This is a genomic window from Streptomyces sp. TE5632, from assembly GCF_054061295.1.
The window spans coordinates 5,367,822-5,387,451 of record NZ_JBSSEA010000003.1; the positions used below are offsets into that span (position 1 = coordinate 5,367,822).

The 19,630-nt window shown below is 71.3% G+C and carries 21 protein-coding genes, 2 pseudogenes and 1 riboswitch; of the genes and pseudogenes, 17 read left to right on the top strand and 6 right to left on the bottom strand.

The features are described 5' to 3' along the window. Positions 1-105: 105 nt before the first annotated feature. Positions 106-699, bottom strand: a complete 594-nt coding sequence (locus ACVW19_RS29655) for a hypothetical protein (protein ID WP_457463227.1) — start codon at positions 697-699, stop codon at positions 106-108. A 635-nt stretch (positions 700-1,334) separates the two neighbouring features. Between ACVW19_RS29655 and ACVW19_RS29660 the strand changes: the two genes are divergently transcribed. Next, complete coding sequence (locus ACVW19_RS29660) at positions 1,335-1,733, top strand: hypothetical protein (protein WP_457463229.1); 399 nt, start codon at positions 1,335-1,337, stop codon at positions 1,731-1,733. 48 nt (positions 1,734-1,781) lie between these two features. Continuing rightward, positions 1,782-2,282: a hypothetical protein gene (locus ACVW19_RS29665; protein ID WP_457463230.1), complete on the top strand. Its 501-nt coding sequence runs from the start codon at positions 1,782-1,784 to the stop codon at positions 2,280-2,282. A 97-nt stretch (positions 2,283-2,379) separates the two neighbouring features. Here ACVW19_RS29665 and ACVW19_RS29670 read toward each other — a convergent pair whose 3' ends face one another. From ACVW19_RS29670 to ACVW19_RS29685, 4 genes and pseudogenes are all read right to left on the bottom strand, one after another. Continuing rightward, complete coding sequence (locus ACVW19_RS29670; protein ID WP_457463231.1) at positions 2,380-2,712, bottom strand: deoxyxylulose-5-phosphate synthase; 333 nt, start codon at positions 2,710-2,712, stop codon at positions 2,380-2,382. Between the two features lie 277 nt (positions 2,713-2,989). Beyond that, positions 2,990-3,163, bottom strand: coding sequence for a hypothetical protein (locus ACVW19_RS29675; protein WP_457463232.1), 174 nt, complete (start codon positions 3,161-3,163; stop codon positions 2,990-2,992). Positions 3,164-3,170: 7 nt separating this feature from the next. Continuing rightward, positions 3,171-3,452: pseudogene (locus ACVW19_RS29680) on the bottom strand (RHS domain-containing protein); the annotation flags it as partial. Between the two features lie 214 nt (positions 3,453-3,666). Beyond that, on the bottom strand, positions 3,667-4,023 hold the full coding sequence (locus tag ACVW19_RS29685; RefSeq protein WP_457463233.1) for a hypothetical protein: 357 nt from the start codon (positions 4,021-4,023) through the stop codon (positions 3,667-3,669). A gap of 21 nt (positions 4,024-4,044) precedes the next feature. Between ACVW19_RS29685 and ACVW19_RS29690 the strand changes: the two genes are divergently transcribed. The 13 genes from ACVW19_RS29690 (at position 4,045) to ACVW19_RS29750 (ending at position 15,943) form a co-directional block, all read left to right on the top strand. Beyond that, on the top strand, positions 4,045-5,247 hold the full coding sequence (locus ACVW19_RS29690; RefSeq protein WP_457463235.1) for a helix-turn-helix domain-containing protein: 1,203 nt from the start codon (positions 4,045-4,047) through the stop codon (positions 5,245-5,247). Beyond that, positions 5,244-5,789 carry a hypothetical protein gene (locus ACVW19_RS29695; RefSeq protein WP_457463237.1) on the top strand — a complete coding sequence of 182 codons (546 nt, stop codon included), beginning with the start codon at positions 5,244-5,246 and terminating at the stop codon, positions 5,787-5,789. The genes ACVW19_RS29690 and ACVW19_RS29695 overlap by 4 nt, the downstream gene beginning before the upstream one ends. 106 nt (positions 5,790-5,895) lie before the next feature. Next, positions 5,896-6,381: a GNAT family N-acetyltransferase gene (locus ACVW19_RS29700; protein WP_457463239.1), complete on the top strand. Its 486-nt coding sequence runs from the start codon at positions 5,896-5,898 to the stop codon at positions 6,379-6,381. A gap of 451 nt (positions 6,382-6,832) precedes the next feature. Beyond that, positions 6,833-8,464 carry an alpha/beta hydrolase gene (locus tag ACVW19_RS29705; RefSeq protein WP_457463240.1) on the top strand — a complete coding sequence of 544 codons (1,632 nt, stop codon included), beginning with the start codon at positions 6,833-6,835 and terminating at the stop codon, positions 8,462-8,464. A 484-nt stretch (positions 8,465-8,948) separates the two neighbouring features. Next, positions 8,949-9,398, top strand: a complete 450-nt coding sequence (locus ACVW19_RS29710) for a hypothetical protein (RefSeq protein ID WP_457463241.1) — start codon at positions 8,949-8,951, stop codon at positions 9,396-9,398. 112 nt (positions 9,399-9,510) lie between these two features. Then, on the top strand, positions 9,511-10,200 hold the full coding sequence (locus tag ACVW19_RS29715) for an SMI1/KNR4 family protein (protein ID WP_457463243.1): 690 nt from the start codon (positions 9,511-9,513) through the stop codon (positions 10,198-10,200). Positions 10,201-10,308: 108 nt separating this feature from the next. Then, positions 10,309-10,854: a YrhB domain-containing protein gene (locus tag ACVW19_RS29720; RefSeq protein WP_457463244.1), complete on the top strand. Its 546-nt coding sequence runs from the start codon at positions 10,309-10,311 to the stop codon at positions 10,852-10,854. A gap of 109 nt (positions 10,855-10,963) precedes the next feature. Further along, positions 10,964-11,410, top strand: coding sequence for a VOC family protein (locus ACVW19_RS29725; RefSeq protein WP_457463245.1), 447 nt, complete (start codon positions 10,964-10,966; stop codon positions 11,408-11,410). A gap of 91 nt (positions 11,411-11,501) precedes the next feature. Further along, positions 11,502-11,622, top strand: a riboswitch (cobalamin riboswitch). A 100-nt stretch (positions 11,623-11,722) separates the two neighbouring features. After that, positions 11,723-12,832, top strand: a complete 1,110-nt coding sequence (locus ACVW19_RS29730) for a FecCD family ABC transporter permease (RefSeq protein ID WP_457463247.1) — start codon at positions 11,723-11,725, stop codon at positions 12,830-12,832. Beyond that, positions 12,832-13,617, top strand: coding sequence for an ABC transporter ATP-binding protein (locus ACVW19_RS29735; protein ID WP_457463249.1), 786 nt, complete (start codon positions 12,832-12,834; stop codon positions 13,615-13,617). The genes ACVW19_RS29730 and ACVW19_RS29735 overlap by 1 nt, the downstream gene beginning before the upstream one ends. Before the next feature lie 15 nt (positions 13,618-13,632). Continuing rightward, on the top strand, positions 13,633-14,679 hold the full coding sequence (locus tag ACVW19_RS29740) for an ABC transporter substrate-binding protein (RefSeq protein WP_457463251.1): 1,047 nt from the start codon (positions 13,633-13,635) through the stop codon (positions 14,677-14,679). Positions 14,680-14,685: 6 nt separating this feature from the next. After that, complete coding sequence (locus tag ACVW19_RS29745) at positions 14,686-15,117, top strand: (2Fe-2S) ferredoxin domain-containing protein (protein ID WP_457463252.1); 432 nt, start codon at positions 14,686-14,688, stop codon at positions 15,115-15,117. Between the two features lie 121 nt (positions 15,118-15,238). Continuing rightward, complete coding sequence (locus ACVW19_RS29750) at positions 15,239-15,943, top strand: (2Fe-2S)-binding protein (protein WP_457463254.1); 705 nt, start codon at positions 15,239-15,241, stop codon at positions 15,941-15,943. 452 nt (positions 15,944-16,395) lie between these two features. Here the strand turns inward: ACVW19_RS29750 and ACVW19_RS29755 are convergent, their stop codons facing one another. After that, positions 16,396-17,199 carry an N-formylglutamate amidohydrolase gene (locus ACVW19_RS29755; RefSeq protein WP_457463255.1) on the bottom strand — a complete coding sequence of 268 codons (804 nt, stop codon included), beginning with the start codon at positions 17,197-17,199 and terminating at the stop codon, positions 16,396-16,398. A 595-nt stretch (positions 17,200-17,794) separates the two neighbouring features. Between ACVW19_RS29755 and ACVW19_RS29760 the strand changes: the two are divergent. Beyond that, positions 17,795-18,012: pseudogene (locus ACVW19_RS29760) on the top strand (universal stress protein); the annotation flags it as partial. 129 nt (positions 18,013-18,141) lie between these two features. Beyond that, positions 18,142-19,554 (top strand): amino acid permease, encoded by a 1,413-nt coding sequence (locus ACVW19_RS29765; RefSeq protein ID WP_457463257.1) that lies wholly within the window; start codon positions 18,142-18,144, stop codon positions 19,552-19,554. Positions 19,555-19,630: the final 76 nt, after the last annotated feature.

The window sequence follows — 19,630 nt, forward strand, 5'->3', positions numbered from 1 at the left end:
GATAGGGCTTGCCCTCACTCGATCCCGATGCTGCTCGCCGCCCTGCGGGTCCCGTGACGTCACCCACGTTCTCGAGGGCACCGCCGGGACGGCTGGTGCGCCGGGTCAGTTGGCCAGCGGAGTGCGCTCGGCGTGGGCGACCTTCACGGAGGCGATGTCGGACAGTTCGCGGTTGTCCTCGAGAGTGCTGTACTCGTTGAACTCGCCCTTGTCGGACTCGGTCCTGCCGGGCTTCAGGTGGGTCGCACCGACGTAGGTCTGGCCGACGAAGTCTCCGTCGTCGTCGAAGGCGTTGACGATGACGGAGTAGTTGGCGGGCCCGTCCCCCTTGTTGGTGATCTCGTAGGCGAACTCGTAGGTCTCGTCGGGGTCCGTGTCGCAGTCGTTGTACGAGTAGATGTCGGTGTCGTCGCAGTACTCGCTGTCGCTCTCGTCGACGACGAGTTTGCCGCCCGAGACTTCGACGTGCTTCAACGGGTCACCCCCTCCCCCCTCGTCGTCCTTGCCCAGCGCCCACCAGGCGACGCCGCCACCGGCCAGCAGGAGGGCGAGGACGGCGACGACCGCCAGAGCACGCCGTCCCGCCCGGGCCCGGCGATCGGTGGTCGTCACCGTCGTCGGGGGAGCGGTGGGCGGCGCGGCGGGATACGGGGGCGCGGGGACCGGCTCCGGTCTGCCGGGCGTGCTGTTGTCGGTCATGCGGTGACAACTCCTTTTCGGGAGGCGCGCACTGTGGGACAGGTTCGAGTGAGCTGTCGGTCGGGCCGTACGTGGGGCCGAGCGCAGGCGCAGGCGTCCCTTCGCCGGACCTGTGCCGCGTGCATGCGAAGCTCGACCCGGTCGGCGACGGAAGTGCGGGGGAGCGGAGGTGCGGAGCAGCGCCGGCAGTCGTGGAGGTGGAGGGCTTCTTGGAACTGAACATACCGGCGGTGGCCAACCCGAGGAATACGCTGATGACTTGAGGGAGAACAGAGGCGACCGGGAACCGGGGGAGCGGGAAGGCGCCGACCCACGCCGACCCACTCGGAAGGGGCACGGGCAGGGGTGCGGGAGCGAGTCGCGGCACCGGGCGCGCTGTCGGTGGCCGTACCCGTGGTGATGGGCTCGTCCTCGGCCACCGAGCCCCGGTCGAAGGCGGCGGCCGCCGCCCACACATCCACCCCACCGTGCGCAGAGCCGTCATGCTGGACAGGGAAGCGCGAGTCGTCGGGAACAGGAGGCTGCGGATGTCGGAGTGACTTGGCACCATGTGGCCTGACGATCGCTGTATGAGCGGTGCGTGGGTGCATGCAGGGTCCGGTGGAGGGCCCCGTGTGCTGACCGAGGGGGAAGCCGTGACGGACTGGATCTACATCCTCGATCCGAACAGGGACACGCTGGACGGGGAGCCGTCCGACAGGGAGACGATACGTCGGCTTGCGGAGGAGGAGCCCGGACTCGAACTCTGGCTCAGCCGCCGCAACCGCATGAAGCGGGGCGACCGCCTGTGGTTCTTCTTCACCCACCCGGAGTCGGCGGTCGCCGCGGTGGCCGAGGTCGACGAGGAGCCCTGGAACGACCCGGACGCCCCCGACATCCCGTACTTGGTCGCGGTGACCCTGCTCCCCGAGGCGACGAAGGCGCTGTACCGCGACCCCGTGGGCCGGGACGAGCTGGGACTCGGGCAGGTGCGGTCGGTGCAGAAGGTGAAGCCGGAGGCGCTGCCGGTGCTGCTGGCACGGGCGGGTCTTTGACCGGTACGGCGGCGGCCGGGCGTCCGGTGCCTCGGTAAGGTGACTGCCATGTCCTCCGCGCACCTGCTGATCATCGGAGACCGGGCTGCTCTGAGCTGGGTGGTGACCGAGCAGCGGATGGCGTTCCCGTCCGGTCGGGCCAAGGCGGCGCGGACGCTGGTAGAGGGCGACGAGATCTTCCTCTACACCACACGCGGCTGCTTCCGGAACCCGACCCGCGACCTGGGCCGCGTGATCGCCCGGGCCTCGGTCACCACCCCCGTACGGGCACTGGACGAGCCGGTCGTCTTCGGCGACCGCTCCTTCCCGGAGGGCTGCCGCTTCGAGGTGTCCGGCCTGGCCCCCTTCCGCGACGGGCTGGTCCTGCGCGACCTGGTGCCCCGGCTGTCGGTCTTCCCGGACCCGGCGACCTGGAGCGTGCGCATGCGGCGGGCGTCACTGGCGCTGCCGCCGGGGGACGCGGACCTGGTGCGTGCAGGACTGGATCCGCTGCTGCGTCCGTACGAAGAGGTCGCCGACGCCTACCGCTGGGAGCCGGCGCCGTCCTGACGGAACCGTAGGCGGGTGCGCCTCCGACGTTCCCGCGGGGAAGAACCGGACGCCTCTCACGGTGCCCGGCGTCACCGGAGCAGGGCCGGCGGCTGCGTCACGGTACCTCGGGACGTACGAGTGCCCTGGCGAAGGGCTCGCCGGTGCGGCGGGCGTGGGCCATCCGCTCGCGTACCTCGCGCAGGGTGCGCGGTCGGTAACCGGGGCCGCCGCAGCAGCTCTTGTGGAAGCGGACCCCTGCGTGCAGCAGGACCGACAGGGTGCGCCAGGCCGCGACGTCCCGACGCGGTGGCGCGGCGAAGGCCGAGCCCACATGGATGAGCGGCTCCGCGCAGCGAGGGCAGATCCGCTGCGGCCTGTCCCTGTCGTAGGGCTGCTTGTACGAGGCCCGGCAGGGCAGGCAGACGTAGGAGGCCTTCGCGGGAGGCACGCCGGCAGAGTAGGCGGCCACCGGGCCGATCTCCACGGGATCACCCGAGGGCGGCCTCCCGCAGCACATCCCAGGTGATCCTGTCGCCGCCGGTGGTCAGAACCGGCTCGTGCCCTTGATCGTCTGGTCCCGCCAGAGGCAGTGGGCGGCAGCGGGATCGTCCCAGTACCTTCACAGCAGGGCGTTCGCACAGTCGTCGACCAGCTGGAACTGCTCCAGCGCAACATCGACCGGGCGACCGGGCGACCGGGCACGGCTCGGCTTCCTCGGTCGACCGTCACCGGTCCCCGTAGTCCTCCACCAGGTTGCCGATGAGCGAGAGCAGGGCGTCGACGCGGTGCCGGTCCTCGCGCTGGGCACGCAGGGCCTGGTGGACCTCCTGGAGCCGGGCCAGGGCGGCCGGCTCGCGGTCCTGCACCTCTTCGAGCAGTGGATCGGTGATCAGGTCCAAGCAGGCACTGAGGAGTCGGCGGGTGGCCGGGGAAGCGCAGCGGGATGCGGGCGCTGCTGTCCCTGGCCCAGGCGGTGGTGCCCCGGAGCGTGCTCCGGCTGCGCCAGGCGATGTCCCCGGACCCGTCGATGAGTTCGGTCGGCGTGCCGACGAGATCGGTGGCGATGGCGAAGAACCGCCGGTCGCTCTCCTCCTGACCGCTGTCGGCCGTGAGGATGCGCTCGGTCTGGGCCAGGGGGACGACGTCCCGGTGGTCCCAGGTGAGGACGACCGTGTTCGGGACGTCCGGCCGTCGGCGGTGGTCAGCCTCACCCGGGGGCCGGCCGAGTGGACCAGGGCCGTCGGTAGTCCGTCGCCGCCGGGCGGGGCGGTGAAGTGGCGGACCAGGCCGGTGTCGGGGTCGGTGACCGTGTGGTCGCCGTCCGCGTCGCGGGCCGGCAGGGTGCGGGCGGGGCCGGACTCGGGGCGGGTGGGGGCGCCGGGGACGGGGTGCGGATAGGTGATCAGCAGGCCGTCGGCGGTGACGTGGACGACGCCGACCGGGTCGACCTCCAGGCGGCCCGGGCGGCCGCGATACCGGTCGACGTCGTTCGGCCGGAGGGGGCGAGCCGGGCGAGCGGATGCCCCGGCGCGGGCCCGGAGGACGTGCCGCCGAAGGGTTCACCGCCGCGTACGCGGCCGGGGAGGACGGACTCCCGGACGGCGGGGCGAGCAGGCGCATCCCGGCGGTCCGGGCGACGGCCGAGCGGCCCGGTGGGCAGTGGTGAGACGCGCTCCCCGACGATCAAAGCGGCCTCGGCCCGGAAGACCCGCCCCTCCACCGGAGTCGTACCGGACCCGTCCGGTTGCGATTTTCGCATCCGGTTCCTATGGTGAAGGGCATGACGGAGACCGTGACCGATCGCGTACGAAGCGTCATGCTCAGGGCATCGGTCAGGCAGGCGGAGTTCGCCGAGAAGGTCGGGCTGACGCCGGACAAGCTGTCCAAGTCGCTCAGCGGAGTCCGCCGGTTCACCTCCCTGGACCTGGCGCGCATCGCGGAGTTCGGCGACACGACGGTCGACTGGCTGCTGACCGGCCGTGACCCGCTGCGTCCGGCCTTCGCCGCCCGTGCCGTGCCGTCGGCGATGAGCGAGGACGGCCGTGCCACACTCAAGGACCTCGTCGAACGCTTCACCAGCGCGCACGAGGTGCTCGTCCTCCTCGGCAGGGCACCGGAACAGCCGGAACTGCCCTCGGCCGGCACGCCGCACCCCACCGCTCCCACGGATTACAAGGGTTATGTGGACGAAGGCGTGGCGCTCGCGGAAGCCGCGCTCGCCCGGCTGGGCTCCGAGGGATCACCACCGGTGGGCAGCATGGACGGCGCGGAACTCCTCCAGGCGCTGGAGCGCACCTTCGGGGTGGACGTGGCCAAGATCGGACTGCCCGAGGGGATCGACGGTGCCGCCTGGCAGGCGGACGGCTTCCGGCTCATCATGATCGCCCGGACCCGTGTGCCCACCCGTCAACGCTTCACTCTCGCGCACGAGCTCGGACACATCCTGGCCCGGGACGCACAGGACCTCCTGACGGAGACCCACCTGACCCCCGGCCACCAGAAGGACCTCACCGAGGTCCGCGCGAACGTGTTCGCCGCCCACCTCCTCATGCCCCGGTCGGAGATCGAGGCGGCGGTGGAGGAAGGCGGTCTGTCGGACGAACAGCTCACGTCCCTGGTGGTTCACTTCCAGGTGTCACCCAGCGCTCTGGCGGCACGCCTCTCCCAGTTGGGCCTCATCGAGGAGCGGACCGCCGGCAGGCTGCGCGGACTCACCACCGAGGACTGCCACTGGCTGGCCGGGCAGAGCGACCTCTTCCAGGCCCGTACGGCCTGGTCGCAGACCAAGCGGCTGCCCTTCCGCCCCGCCCAGATGCTGTACGAGGCGTACCTGGACGGAGAGACCACCCTGCGGCCGTTGGCGGCCTACACGGGATGGGAGGCCGACAGGCTCCGCGAGGTGCTCGAACCCGACCCCGTTCCTCCGGAAGATCCCTCGGCCACTGCCGCGGCCGACGAGGGGGACCTGGTCTTCCAGCCATGACGCGCCACTGCTGGTTTCCCGACAACACCGTGCTGTGCAACTTCGCGGCGGTCGACCGTCTGGCCCTGCTGGAGAAGGTCCTGGACGGACGGGGACGCTGGACCCAGGCCGTCGCGGCCGAGGCCGAGCGGTCGTCGCGCTACTGGCCGAGACTGAGCGAGGTGGCCGGCGGTGGATGGCTCGGCGCACCCATCGAGATCGACGACCCGGCTGAGATCGCGTTAGTGGACCGCACACGACGCGTCGTCTTCGCGGGTTCTCCGTCCCGGCCACTGCAACACCTGGGCGAGGCGGAAACCCTGGTCCTGATCGAACGCCGCAGCGAGTTCGCCCGTTCCGTGTGGATCACCGACGACGGTGAGGCGGGCCACTACGCGCGCCGCAAGGGGATCCTCGTGAAGGACACCGTGGGCGTCATGCGCGAAGCCGTCGTCGACGGGCTGGTCATGGCCGACACCGGCCATGGGCTCCTCACCGCCATACAGCAGGCCGGCCGGCATGTCCGGGGTGTTCCCCGCAGCCCCGAGGAGCTGCTGCGCTGAACAGAACAGGCGGACAGCGGGCGCGGACCTACGGGGCGCCCACGCCGACGGCTGACCGGGCCCGCCCGGAGCCCTCCTGCCCGTATCGAGCGAAAGAACAGGGTCGATGACGAAGGAAGACACCGACCGCCAGGGCCGGTGCGTGATGCTCGAGGAGATCACGGACGAGAACTGGCGCGCCGTCGCCGACGTGGCTCCCGCCGACGACCAGCGCCGGTTCGTGGCCGCCCTCGGCGCACGCTATCTGCTGCTCTCCCTGCGGGACGGAACCTGGAACTCCCTCGCGGTCCGGGCCGGTGACGAGGTCGTGGGCCATGTCATGTGGGCGTACGACGAGGAGGACGGCACCCACTGGATCGGCGGCATGGTCGTCAACGCCGCCGAGCAGGGCAAGGGAGTGGGCCGCGCCACGATGCACGTCCTGATACGACGCCTCACCGCACTGCCGGCCTGCCGCGAGATCCGGCTCTCCTACCACCCGGAGAACACCCCCGCCGCTCGCCTGTACGCGTCGCTGGGCTTCACGCCCACCGGAGAGTTCGAGGACGAGGAGATCGTGGCCGCGCTGAGCAGCGGGTCGGCCGCCGCCTGACCACCCAGGACGACCGGAAGCCCTCGGCGGGCGCACCGACCCATCGGATGTCAGCGGACTCCCGCGAGCCGGTCCGGTCGGCGACGCCGTCAGGCATGACGTCCCTGCCGGCCTGGCTTGTACGGCCTCCTCCAACACGGTCGGCCACCGCCGGGCGACGGCGAGCCGCTCGCCGGTGAGGAGGTGGTCCGCGCCGCGCCCGGACCGTTCTCGGTCAGCGGCCCACCGTTTCGCACCCGGCGGCTGGGCCGGCGGCTGGGCCGCCGGCCCAGACGGGGTGGTGCCGGCTACCACAGCGCGCCGGGCCGGAGCGCGGTGGTAGGGCCATTCGGCGGCATCGCCGCGCGCGCACCGACGGACCGCTGTGTGGTGGACCCGGACGCGCACCGCGGCCAGGGCATCGGTGGCCCGGGGCGCTCAGCCACGGAGAACCCACGAACGGAGTATGCCCATGCCCCTCATACGCCGACTCACAACGGCCCGCAGACGCCATGCCGCGTTCGTCGCCGCGCTGGTGACCTGCTCGACCGTACTGACCGGCCAGGAACTCGCCGTGGCCGGCGGTACGCCCACACCTTCGGTGCCCGTCCCGCAGCTGGACTGGAGCCCCTGCGTCCGAGGCAGCGAGTTCGACTGCGCGACCGCGAAGGTGCCGCTGGACCACGGCAGACCGGGTGGCCGCACCCTCGAGCTGGCAGTCATCAAACGGAAGGCGACCGGCCCCGGCCGGCGCATCGGCACCCTCTTCTTCAACCCCGGCGGCCCCGGCGGTCCCGGAACGGTGCAGATGCCGCAGAACTACGAGAAGTTCCCGCGCGAGGTGCGGGAGCGGTTCGACATCGTCAGCTGGGACCCCCGGGGAATCGGCAGCAGCACCGCGGTGAACTGCTTCGCCAGTCCCGAGGAGGCCGCCGAATGGAACGCGGGCAAACCGGCGGGCTTCCCGGTGGGCGAGAAGGAGCGGGCGGCCTTCATCACCGCGTACAAGGACCTGGCCCGGCGCTGTGAGCAGCGTGACCCCGAGCTGCTGCGCCATGTGTCGACCACCGACACCGCCCGCGACCTCGACCTGCTCCGCCGGGCGGTGGGCGAGTCACGCCTCACCTACCAGGGGATCTCCTACGGCACGATCCTGGGCGCCACCTACGCCAACCTCTTCCCCGGCAAGGTCCGCGCCATGGTCCTCGACAGCAACATCGACCCGCAGGCCTGGACGAACCACGCGTCCGACGACGACCCCCGGCTCACGACGTTCCTGCGCATGGGCTCGGACCGCAGCGCGGCAGCGACCCTGGACCAGTTCCTCGCCCTGTGCGGGTCCACCACCCCCGCCCACTGTGCCTTCTCCGCCGGCAGCCCGAAAGCGACGCGGACCAAGTTCGACCAGCTGATGCAGCGGCTCCGGAAGCAGCCCGTGGGCGCGTGGACCTACGCCGGCACGGTCGCCAACGCGGTGAACAGCCTCTACGTCGTCCACCCGGGGTGGACGGACCTCGCCGGCCGGCTGCAGGACCTGTGGCGGGGCCGCGCCCCGGAGCCGGCCTCGCCCCCGCCCCCACCGGCGGTCCCGAACCCGAACCCGTACCTGGGTGAGGAACAGGGCGCCGCGGTGCTCTGCGGCGACAGCCCCAACCCGCGTGACCCCGGTGTCTACCACGCCGTGGAGGAGGCCGCCGCCGCTCGTGCGGGCGACGCCGGACGCTTCTGGACCTGGGCCGCCGAGGGGTGCGCCACCTGGCCCGCGGTCGCCGCCGACCGCTACCGCGGTCCGTGGGGCAAGCCGACGGCACACCCCGTCCTGGTGGTCGGTACCGCCTACGACCCCGCCACTCCCTACTCGAACGCCCAGGCCATGGTCAAAGAACTGGCCGACGCCCGCCTGCTCACCAACGACGGCTACGGGCACACCGCGTTGATCAACCCCAGCAGCTGCGTCAAGGCACACGAGAGCCGCTATCTCATCGACGGCACCCTCCCGCCGGTCGGAACGACGTGCCGGCAGGACGTGCCTCCCTTCTCCGCGCCCAAGCCGATCGGTGGCGTCGCCACCGGCGGCGGCGGAACGGCCGGCACCGTCTCCTGAACCGGCCGTGACCCCCGGCCGTGACCCCCGGCCACGGTCCCCGGCCGTGTCCCCCGGCCTGGACACGGACCGGCAACGCGCCCGCGCCCGGACCCGAGAGCGGGGTCCGGGCGCGGACGTGGGCGTCCGGGATCGCCGGGTGCTGTTCCTGCCGCCGGCGACGTCGGCCGGGCGGAGGGAACCAGCCGGTCCGTCGGCGGGGAGGAGGCGCACGGACAGAGAGACCCAGGAACGCAGGGTGTTGTCGGGGTGGCGGCGGGCGGGCCGGCTCGATCCGGCGGACGTGACGGGCCAGGGCGGTCAGGAGCGCTTCCGCTTCCAGACGCGCCACATGCCGCCCGACGCACTGGTGGATGCCCATGCCGAAACCGACGCCCACGCTCTGGCTCTTCCCGTTCCGGCCCTGCCAGTCGCCCCCACCCGGCCTCGACGCACCACCGGGCAGTCGGCGGACTCCGGCTGATCGCGCTCGTAGCCTTGGGCCATGGCCGACATCTACGAACTCCAGCTCACGCTCGACCTGCCGGACTCCCTCCCGCCCCGGGATCTCGCCCTGCTCCGCTGGCACTTGGGAGAGGAAAGCAGCCGCCAGGACGACGGACACGACGGCTACGAGTACCCCCTCTGGGACGCCCGTGGGCCGGCGCGGCGGATCGGGGGAGCTCTGGTCGGGGAGTTGTGCTCCGACGGCGACGGTTGGGCGCTGACCGTGCGGCAGGAGGCGCATCCCGACGAGTTCGACGACCTGCGCAGGCTCGTGCTGTGGCTCGGCGCGCGTACGACGAGCGTGGGCGCCATCGGACACCTGCGTTTCTACGAATCGGACGTACCCGATGTGCTGATCGCTCAGGCCGGGAAGGTGCACAGCGCCGTCCTGCGGGTGGACAAGACAGTCCGGTCCCCGACCGAGGTGATCCCCGACCCCTGTGCCTGAGCCACGCAACGAGACGCCGCTTCGCCGGATCCGGTACCGACTTTGTGAGCCGACCGCCCGCGCGGAAGACCACCCGGCCGGTTGTGTCAGTGGAGGCCCATAGGGTCTGCGCATGGTTGATCAGAAGTGGGCCGGGGTGCGGGAGCGCATCGCGGCGCTGGGCGCGCTGCCGGCGAGCAGCGAGGCGTTCGGGTCGTTCGGGCACCGCTGGGCCCTGGAGAATCCGCTCACCGAGGTCGAACTCACGGAGCTGGAAACCCAGCTGGGCGTGAGCCTGCCCGCGGAGTACCGGGCGTTCCTCACCCAGGTCGGCGCGGGCGGCGCGGGTCCCGCCCACGGTCTCTTCCCGGTACGGCGCGTGCAGGGCCGCTGGCGTTGGGAGGGCGACGGCGCCTACCTGGCGGACCTCTCCACGCTGGCCGAGCCGTTCCCGGAGAAGGGACCGGACCCCGAACTCCTCGAGGCGCTCGCGGCCGAGCGTCCCGAAGAGGAGGACTTCGACGAGATCGAAGACTTCGACGAAGCCATCGAGGCATGGGACGAGCGGTGGGGAGCCGTCATGTTCGCCCCCGCGCGCACCGCCGGAGCCATCGTGATCTGCCACTTGGGCTGTGCTCTGCGGGAATGGCTGGTCATCAGCGGCCCCCACCGCGGCACGGTCTGGTCCGATTCCCGAGTGGACGACGTCGACCTCGAGCCGGTCCTCGACACCGAGGGCGAGCCGGTCACCTTCGCCCGTTGGTACACCGACTGGCTGGACAAGGCCGAACGCTCCGTACGACAGCCGGCGGTGGGCGCCTGAAGAAGGGGAACAAGAAGGGGAACAAGAAGGGGGGGAACAACTCGCTGGTCTTCCTCCAGATCCGTAGGGAACGCTGTGCGAGTGATTCAGCGTGAGGCTGCTGTTCGGATGGTCGAGGAAGAGCTGGAACGCGCCTTCCGGGAGGAACTGTCGGCGGGTCTGCGTCCGATACGCATGGCGGTGACGTCCGTGAAGGAACACGAACTGGTGTGGATCGTCTGCTGGACGTCCGAGGAGTTCGTGCGTACCGGAAGGCCGGAGTTCATGCTGGTCGGGAACGGGCCGTACCTGGTCGATCGCGTCGACGGAAGTCTCCATCGGATCGGTGTCGTCTCCTCGGCGACCGGGGCGTGGGAGGCCGACTACCGTGTCCGTGTCCGGGGGTTGGCCGAGCGGACCGCGGTGGACGATCTGCACGACGAGGTGCGCACGGTGGCGTCCACCCGCGGGCGCATCCATGCCATGCACGCCCTGCGCCGACGGCTGCCGGTGCTGCCCCACGCCGAGACGATCACCTACGTGACCGCCTTGCTGGAGGGCGATGCTCCGGAGCACCTCGTGGAGGTCGCCACCCGAGAACTGGTGCCGCCGCCGGTCGACCGGGTGCTGGCCGTCCACACCGTCCGCGGAGCCGCGCACACCGCCGGCCCGTGACGCGTCCGGCCGGCGTCCGACGCCGTGGTCTTCGCGGAGATCGGGATCGGCGCCGTGGACGAGGAGTGCACGCACCGTTGTTCCTGTGGCTGCACCGACTGGGAGAGTCATGACAAGTAGGTTCACCGAGCTGGCCGTTGACTGCCACGATCCGGAGAGGCTCGCGGCCTTCTGGTGCGAGGTCCTGGACTTCGAGGTGATCGACCGGAGCGAGGGCAAGGTCGAGATCGGCTCCTGGGTGCCGACCGTCGAGGAGGTTCGGGCCCGCCAGATGCCGCCCACCCTGCTGTTCATCCAGGTGCCCGAGGGCAAGACCGTGAAGAACCGGCTGCACCTCGACGTCAGCCCGATCGACGGCAGCACCGAGGACGAGGTGACCAGGCTGCTCGGCCTCGGCGCCACCAGGACGGATGTGGGCCAGGGGCCGGACCGGAAATGGGTGGTCATGGCAGATATCGAGGGCAACGAGTTCTGCGTGCTTCGCACCCTGGCACCGCGGAACCAGCCCGACTCTGTCGGGGGTTTTGCAGCTGCACCCCCACCGCCAGGCCGTTGAGCAGGGCAGATGCAGAAGCCCGACGGGAGTACCGGGTCACACCGGCGGGGGTGATCTCCGCCACCACCGGCGGGGGTGCCTTGGTGGGCGCGCTAAGCTGCACATGCCCCGCGGGGGAAGTCCGGTCGAATTCCGGCGCTGACCCGCAACGGTAGGCGGAGCCCGTCCGAGGCCCCGTAAGCCCGATTACCCGCGGTGTGAAGGCTCCTGTCATTCGCCGTGGACTGCGAGAGGTGCTGCGCAGGGCGCCCGCGCCCGGGGCCGCTCCTTCTGTTGCGTAGGGGCACGGCCTGAGGCGAAAGCGATCCGTCCGTGGCCACCACCCTCGAAACCGAACCTGCCACGCCCGCGCACACGCCCCGTACCGGAGCCGGGGCCGCGTCCCCCAGACGCGTGCCGCTGCCCCTTCTCCTGATCGGCCTGGGCGCCGCTCTGCCCGTGTCCCTCGTCTGCGGGGTGGGGATCGGGGCGTCGGGGATCTCCTGGGGCGAGGTGCTGCACCACCTGTGGGCCGGGTCGACGGGCGGGTCCATAACCCCCGGCCAGGTGCCGGCGTACACCATCGTCTGGGAGCTGCGCTTTCCCCGGGCCGTGCTGGCCGCGATCGTCGGGGCCGGGCTGTCGGCCATCGGCGTCGCGGTGCAGGCCATGGTCCGCAACGCTCTCGCCGACCCGTACGTGCTGGGTATCTCCTCGGGCGCGGCCGTGGGCGCCAACGCCGTGCTCATCTTCGGAGCCTTCGGCGCGCTCGGCGTCTGGGCTCTGTCCACGGCGGCGTTCCTCTCCGCGCTTCTGGCCATGGTGCTGGTGTACGCGATCGCCCGTACCCCTCGCGGCCTGAGCCCGCTGCGGCTTGTCCTGACGGGCACCGCGATGTTCTACGGCTTCTCGGCCGTCACCACGTTCATGGTGTTCGCGGCCGAGCGCGGTGAGGCGGCCCGCTCCGCGATGATGTGGCTGCTCGGCAGCCTCGGCGGCGCAAACTGGGCCTCCGTTCCGATCGCCGCGGGGGCGGTGCTCGGCGGCCTCGTCCACCTCGCGTGGTCGGCGCGACGCCTGAACGCCCTGGCCATGGGCGACGAGACGGCCGCCGCGCTGGGAGTGGACCCGGGAAGGCTGCGCAAGGAGCTGTTCCTGGTCTCCGCCGCCGTCACGGGGGCGGTGGTGGCGGTGAGCGGGGCGATCGGCTTCGTCGGACTGATGGTTCCGCACGCCGTACGGATGCTCGTCGGCGCCGACCACCGGCGGCTGCTGGCCGTCGCACCACTGGCCGGAGCCGTCCTGCTGGTCTGGGTGGACATCCTGTCCCGCGTGGTGCTCGCGCCGGTCGAACTGCCGGTGGGCGTCCTGACCGCGGCCATCGGCGTGCCGTGTTTCGTCCTGCTGATGCGCCGTCGTTCCTACACCTTCGGAGGCATGTGATGCGGGTCGACGTCGACGCACTGACCGTCGAGGTCGAGGGTGCCCGGCTGGTGGAAGAGGTCACGCTGGGTGCGGCCGAGGGGCAGCTCGTCGGTCTGGTCGGGCCCAACGGCAGTGGGAAATCGACCCTGTTGCGTTGCGTCTACCGGGCGCTGCGTCCCTCGGCCGGTACGGTCCGGCTCGGCGGTGAGGACCTGTACGCCATGAGTGCGCGTGAAAGTGCCCGCCGGGTGGCCGCACTGCCCCAGGAGGCAGTCACCGAATTCGACTTCACGGTCGCCGAGGTCGTGGCGATGGGGCGGTTGCCGCACCAACGGTCGGCGGCCCGGACCACCGATGAGGACCGCGGGGCGTGCGAGGCCGCGCTGGTGGGGGTCGGCGCCGGTCACCTCGCCGACCGTGGCTTCCTCACCCTCTCCGGCGGCGAGAGGCAGCGGGTCCTGATCGCCCGGGCGCTCGCCCAGCGCCCCCGGGTGCTGGTGCTCGACGAACCCACCAACCACCTGGACATCGCCCAGCAGTTGGAGGTGCTCGCCCTGGTGCGTGGCAGCGGGCTGACGGTGCTCACCGCGCTGCACGATCTCAACCTCGCCGCACTCCACTGCGATCTGCTCCATGTCATCGACGGCGGCCGGATCGTCGCCTCCGGCGCTCCGCACGACGTGCTCACACCCGAGCTGCTGGCCGAGGTCTTCGGAGTGCGGGCGCATCGCGTCCCGCATCCGGAGACCGGCGCCGTGCAGCTGCTCTTCGATCGTCTCCTGCCCGCTCAGCCCGCTACCTGAGGAGTCACCGCCACCATGCCGCACCCGGTACGCCCCGCCGTACTCGCACTCGCCACAGCCCTGCTCCTCACCGGCTGCGGTGCACAGGTCACCTCTCAGGAAGGGGAGAAGGACGGTTCCGTGGCCCGTGACGGCCACTATCCGGTGACCGTGGAGAACTGCGGCCGGAAGAAGACCTACGACAAAGCCCCCCAGCGCGTGGTCACCAACGACGTCGGCATCACCGAGATCATGTTCGCGCTCGGACTCGAGGGGCACATGGCGGGCTATGTGATGCCCGACGACAAGGGCGACCTCACGTCCGTTCCCTGGAAGGACGCCTACCGGAAGACCACGTGGCTCTCGAAGGAGAGGATCACCATGGAGCTGGTCCTCGACGCCCGTGCCGATCTGGTCTTCGCGGGCTGGAACTACGGCTTCAACGAGGGGACCGGCCTCACCCCGGCCAAGCTGGACGAGGTGGGCGTCGACTCGTATCTGCTGAGTGAGTCGTGCCGCAACGGGAGAGGGAAGGCACGGGGCGTGATGTCACCGCTCGACGCCCTCTACACCGATCTGCGGAACCTGGGAAGGATCTTCGACGTCGAGGACCGTGCCACCACCCTCATCGCGACGTTCCGGAAGCAGGTGGCCGAAGCGCAGGCGAAGGCGCCGAAGGGTGCGGACCGTCCGAGGGTCTTCCTCTACGACGACGGGCGGGACAAGCCGCTGACCTCGGGCGCGTACGCAGGTCCGCACGACATCATCACCAAGGCGGGCGGTGATCACATCATGAAGGACCTCAAGGACAGTTGGACGACGGTCGGTTGGGAAACCGTCGTCGCACGTGACCCGGAGGTGATCGTGATCAACGACTACGGGGACACCAGCGCCGACCAGAAGCGGAAGTTCCTGAAGTCCTATCCGCCGCTCGCACACGTCTCGGCCGTCAAGAACGACCGGATCGTCGTCCTCGACTACGTGGACCTGGTGGAAAGCCCGCGTAATCCCGCGGCCGTCAGCTCACTCGCCGCAGACCTGAGGAACTTCGATCGGGGCGGATCTCCCCGGGGAGAGGGGTGATGCCGCATGTCCGTCGACGCGAACTCGGCCGAAGTGACGTCCGGTCAGGCCACGGCCCCGCCGCCCGTCCCGCTGCCCGCCCCGCCGAACGCTCCCGCGCCCTGTCGGGTCGTCGTGTGCCGGGACTGCTGCTGCGGCAGCTCCAAGGTGCCCGGCGTCGACCACGCGGCGCAGGCAGCGCGCCTGCGCGCGGCGGTTCCGACACGGATCTCCGCCTGCCTGGACCTGTGCGAACAGGCCAACGTCATCGTCGTCCAGCCTTCCGCGGCGGGCCGGTCGGCCGGCGGCCGGCCCGTCTGGCTGGGGCTGGTCAACGACCCCGACGCCATCGAGGACATCGTCGCCTGGGCGCACGCCGGCGGCCCCGGCGTCGCACCCCTCCCGGACATCCTCGACCTCTACACCGTCAGGCCGCCGCGGCGGGGCACGGCCCCCTGAGACCGCGCTCACCCGACCGCCCTCCACGCGGCAGCGGCCCCCGGCCACTGCCGCACGAGTGGGTCACCCCGGTCCCCTCGAACCCACGGCGCGGCGCCCGCCGGAAAGGAAACGCCCCGGCATGACCGAACACGCTCAGGCATCCGCCGAGGCCGTCACCGCGGCCCTGCACGACGTGGCAGGCCTCGGCGGCTTCTTCGTCCTGCCCGTCGGCGGCCCGGACGAGGGCCGGCACCCGCTCGACCGGTCCTCCGCGCGCGGCTTCACCGACCTGTCCGCAGCCGTCGCGCGGCGGTACCGCACCGGCGAACCGCGGATCGGCGTGTCCATCGCCCACCTCGGACACGCGGCCCGCCTCTGGTCCCCCGCCCTGGCATGCGTGCTGCTGCACGGGATCGTCTTGGACCTGACGGAGCTGCAGCGTGCCGACGACGGACCGGCCCTCCGCCTGCCCCGCCCCGCCGGCTGGTACGCCGAGCGGCTCCCCGACCCCGCTCTCGCCCTGAACGAGCAGGTGATGCGGCATCTGCGCGCGCTCGAGGCCGGACTGCGCGTCAAGATCGCTCCGCGCCTGCTGGACGGGAACGCCGCCTCCGCACTCGTCGGATCGGCCCATGTCCTGCTGTCGGCCCGCCCCGAGCTGCGGGAACCGCTCACGGGCCTCACCACCCGGCTGCTGAGCACCGGACGACTCGCGGGTACCGGAGTGATCACCGGCCCGGATCTCACGTTCCGCCGCCGCAGTTGCTGCCTCTACTACCGTGTGCCGAACGGCTCGAAGTGCGGCGACTGCTGCCTGGCCGGCCGAGACGGACCGGCAGCCTGACGCAGGGTGCCCGCTGCCGGAACAACGCCCGGTGCGTCACCTCCGCGCACACCTCCCGGCCGACTCGTCCGGTCCCGTCCCGGCCCGTCGTGCTGCCGACCCCCGCGTTCGTCACCCGGTCGGTCAGCACGCACGACACCTACGTACGTTTCGAGGTCCGGCTCGCCAAGGACAATCAGGACTACGACGTGATGGGGTACACCAAGGGACAGCCCATCGCCGACGGCCTCGACCAGTACGAGCGGCACCCGGAGTTCCTGCGGGTGCCGCCACGAGGCGGCACCCGCTCGGCCTTCCCCGACCACCGCCTGGAAGACGCACCGGACGCGCACCTGCCGGAGGAGCGGGCCCCACGCAGGCTCCACGCAGGCCCCACGCAGGCCCCACGCAGGGCCGGCGGCAGGGCGGCGGGCCGGTGCGTCGAGGTGCGAACGAGCGGCGGCCCGGAACACCTACCCCGAGTGGGCCGACCGGACCAGCTCTGCCAGCGCCTCCGCCAGCGCGTCGAGCCCCGGCCCCGCCGGGCCGCCCGGCTCGTCCATGTACAGGTCCCTGCGGATCTCGATCATCAGCGCGCTCACCCGCGGGTCCTTCCCGTAGTACGCGAGCGGCACGTAGGTCCCCGCGAAGGGGCTGTCGATCCCCGTGCCGCCGAAGCCCGCGAACGCCTTCTCCGCGCGGGCGAGCAGCCCGGCCGGGGTGTGGAAGGGGTTCGTGCCCAGGCAGACGGGCGGGCGGGGGCCGGTGCCGTGGAGTTCGTACGGCAGGGGCTCGGTCGGGTACGAGTGCACGTCGATGACGACCGCCCGCCCCACCGCGTCCAGCCGCTCGGCGACCGCGTCGGTCATGGCCTCGGCGTACGGGTGGAAGTACCGCTCGACGAGTGGACGTCCGTCGTGGTCGCCAGGCCGCAGCTCACCCCGGTGCGACGTCCCCGTGTACACCGCTCCCATGCCGACGGCCAGCATCTCCTCCCGCTCGTCCGGGAACCGCTCGGGGTCGACGACCAGACGGGAGAGCCGGTTCACGAACCGCCAGGGCGTGCCGGAGGGCACCCGGGCGGCGGCCAGCGCCGCGATCTCCGCCGTGTGCGAGTCGGTCATGTGGTCCAACTCCCGCTCCAGGGCGGCGTCGTCGAGCGTGATCCCGCTCCGCACATCCGCCGGCACGACCCGCGAGGAGTGCGGGACGTGCAGGATCACGGGGGAGTCGGGGGAGCCGGGCAGCAGGTGGAAGGACGGTGAGGTGTCGTGCATCGCGGATGGCGCTCCTTGCGTCGGATCCGTATGGGTCGTGCGTCGGGAAGCAAGCGCGCTTCCCGCCCTTGTACGGGGACAGGGGGACTGGTGCTTCCGGCGGCGTCCCCCCAGCCACCGCCGGAAGCATGAACATCTAACCCCAGAGGAGAAAGCATTGTCAATCACCTACGTGTGGGAGTGTGGTGATTCCCTCGGGGCGGCCCCGGGGCCCGGTCGGCAGACCGTCATGGCGACCCTGGAATGGCTGGGGGCACGGTCGCCACTCCCGTCCTCGCCCGAGGCCCTGAAGACATGGGTGACTTCGCCGACACGACCGAACGGCGGGGGCGTCGGGTGTGAGGGTGCCCGACGGGTCCGCTGACTCTCCTGCCGGTGCACGTCGCCGGTTACCACGACCCCGACGGCGACCGCCCGCACGGCGCCGTCCTGGAGCGCGCGGTGTCCTTGTGCATGTCGCACATGTCCATGCTGCGCGCCCTGATCCGGCCCGCCGCCGGGCCTCGCCCCCTACCGGGCACAGCGGCTGCCGATCCTCACCCTGCGGGACCCGCCGCCGTACGCGCCGGCGCTGAACCCGCTGCCCGGCGCTCACCGGGAGGCAGCCGAACGGCTGAAGGGGATGCCCGGGGTTTGCCGGGAGTCCCACACGTTCCGCGGCGACCCGTACGACGGCCTGGCCAGGGCCGTCGACGAGCTGAAGGCGGAAGCGGTGGTGGTGGGCGCCTTTGAGCAGGCCGGCCCTCGGGTCGTCGGTTCGGTCGCGGTCCACCTGGTCGAAGCGGACGATGGCAGGTGACGGTGGTGCCGTAGGCCGGTGGGCCGGACCGACTGCCGCCTCGCCGCGGTCCGGCCGCGTGCACGGCGGTCTTCCCCGACCCGGCGGCGCTGAGCCGGCATGAACCGTCGTCAGCCGTTGCCGTAGGCGAAGAGGTGAGGCACATGGCCGGGCTCCGGGCGGGCGAGGGCATTCTGCGCCGTAAGCCCATTGAACACATCGAGGAGACGGAAGCCGTTGAGGGGCCTCAGCTGGAGCGGACACTGGGGCTGTGGCAGCTGACCGCGATCGGCGTGGGCGGCATCATCGGCGCGGGCATCTTCACCCTCGCCGGCACGGTGGCCAACGGCACGGCGGGCCCCGCGGTGCTGGTGTCCTTCCTCATCGCGGGCGTGGCCAGCGCGGCGGCCGCCCTGTCGTACGCCGAGTTCGCCGGCCTGATCCCGAAGGCGGGCTCGGCCTACACCTACGGCTACGCGGTGCTCGGCGAGTTCGCCGGCTGGTTCATCGGCTGGGACCTGCTGCTCGAGTACACGGCGATCGTGGCGGTGGTCGCGATCGGCATCTCCGGCTACTTCAGCTTCCTGATCGAGGACATGGGCGCGCAGTTGCCCGCCTGGATGCTGGGTGCGCCCGGCACCGGTTCCGGGCACAAGGTGGACCTGTTCGCGGCAGTCCTGTGCCTGCTCATCGCCTGGCTGCTGACCCTCGGCATCCGCAACGCGGCCCGCTTCGAGACGATCGTGGTGGCGTTGAAGGTGCTGGTCGTGCTGGTGGTGATCCTGGTCGGTTTCTTCCACATCAACACCGCCAACTACCACCCGTTCTTCCCCTACGGGATCAGCGGGGCGTTCACCGGTGCGGCGACCGTGTTCTTCGCGGTCTTCGGCTACGACGCGATGTCGACGGCGGCCGAGGAGTCCAAGGACGCGCGGCGGCACATGCCGAAGGCGATCATCTACTCGCTGGCGATCGCGATGGTGCTGTACGTGGCGGCCTGTCTGGTGCTGACCGGCATGCAGAACTACAAGGACATCGACAAGGAGAGCGGCTTCTCGACCGCCTTCCAGTCGGTGGGGCTGGACCGGCTGGCGGACGTGATCGCGGTGGGCGCGATCATCGGCATCCTCACGGTGATGTTCACGTTCATGCTGGGGGTGACCCGGGTGTGGTTCTCCATGTCCCGGGACGGGCTGCTGCCCAAGTGGTTCGCGAAGACGCACCCCACACGGCACGTGCCGACGCGCGTGACGTGGATCGTCGGGGTGGCGTCGGCCGCCATCGCCGGCTTCCTGCCGATCCAGGAGGCGGCCGAACTGACCAACATCGGCATCCTGCTGGCGTTCGTGGTGGTGTGCACGGCGGTGATCGTCCTCCGCTACCGGCAGCCGGACCTGCCGCGCGGCTTCCGTACCCCGTGGATGCCGTTCGTGCCGGCCCTGGGTGTGGTCTTCTCGATCTGGCTGATCACGTTCCTGCAGTGGCAGACCTGGGTGCGGTTCGTCGTCTGGTTCCTGATCGGGTGCGGGATCTACTTCTCGTACTCGTACAAGCGCTCGGAGCTGGCCAAGCGCTAGGGCGGGTATCGAGTCCTGAGCGACGGAGGGTCCGGATGAGGTCCTTGATCCAGATCGTCGAGGCGCGCAGGTGGAG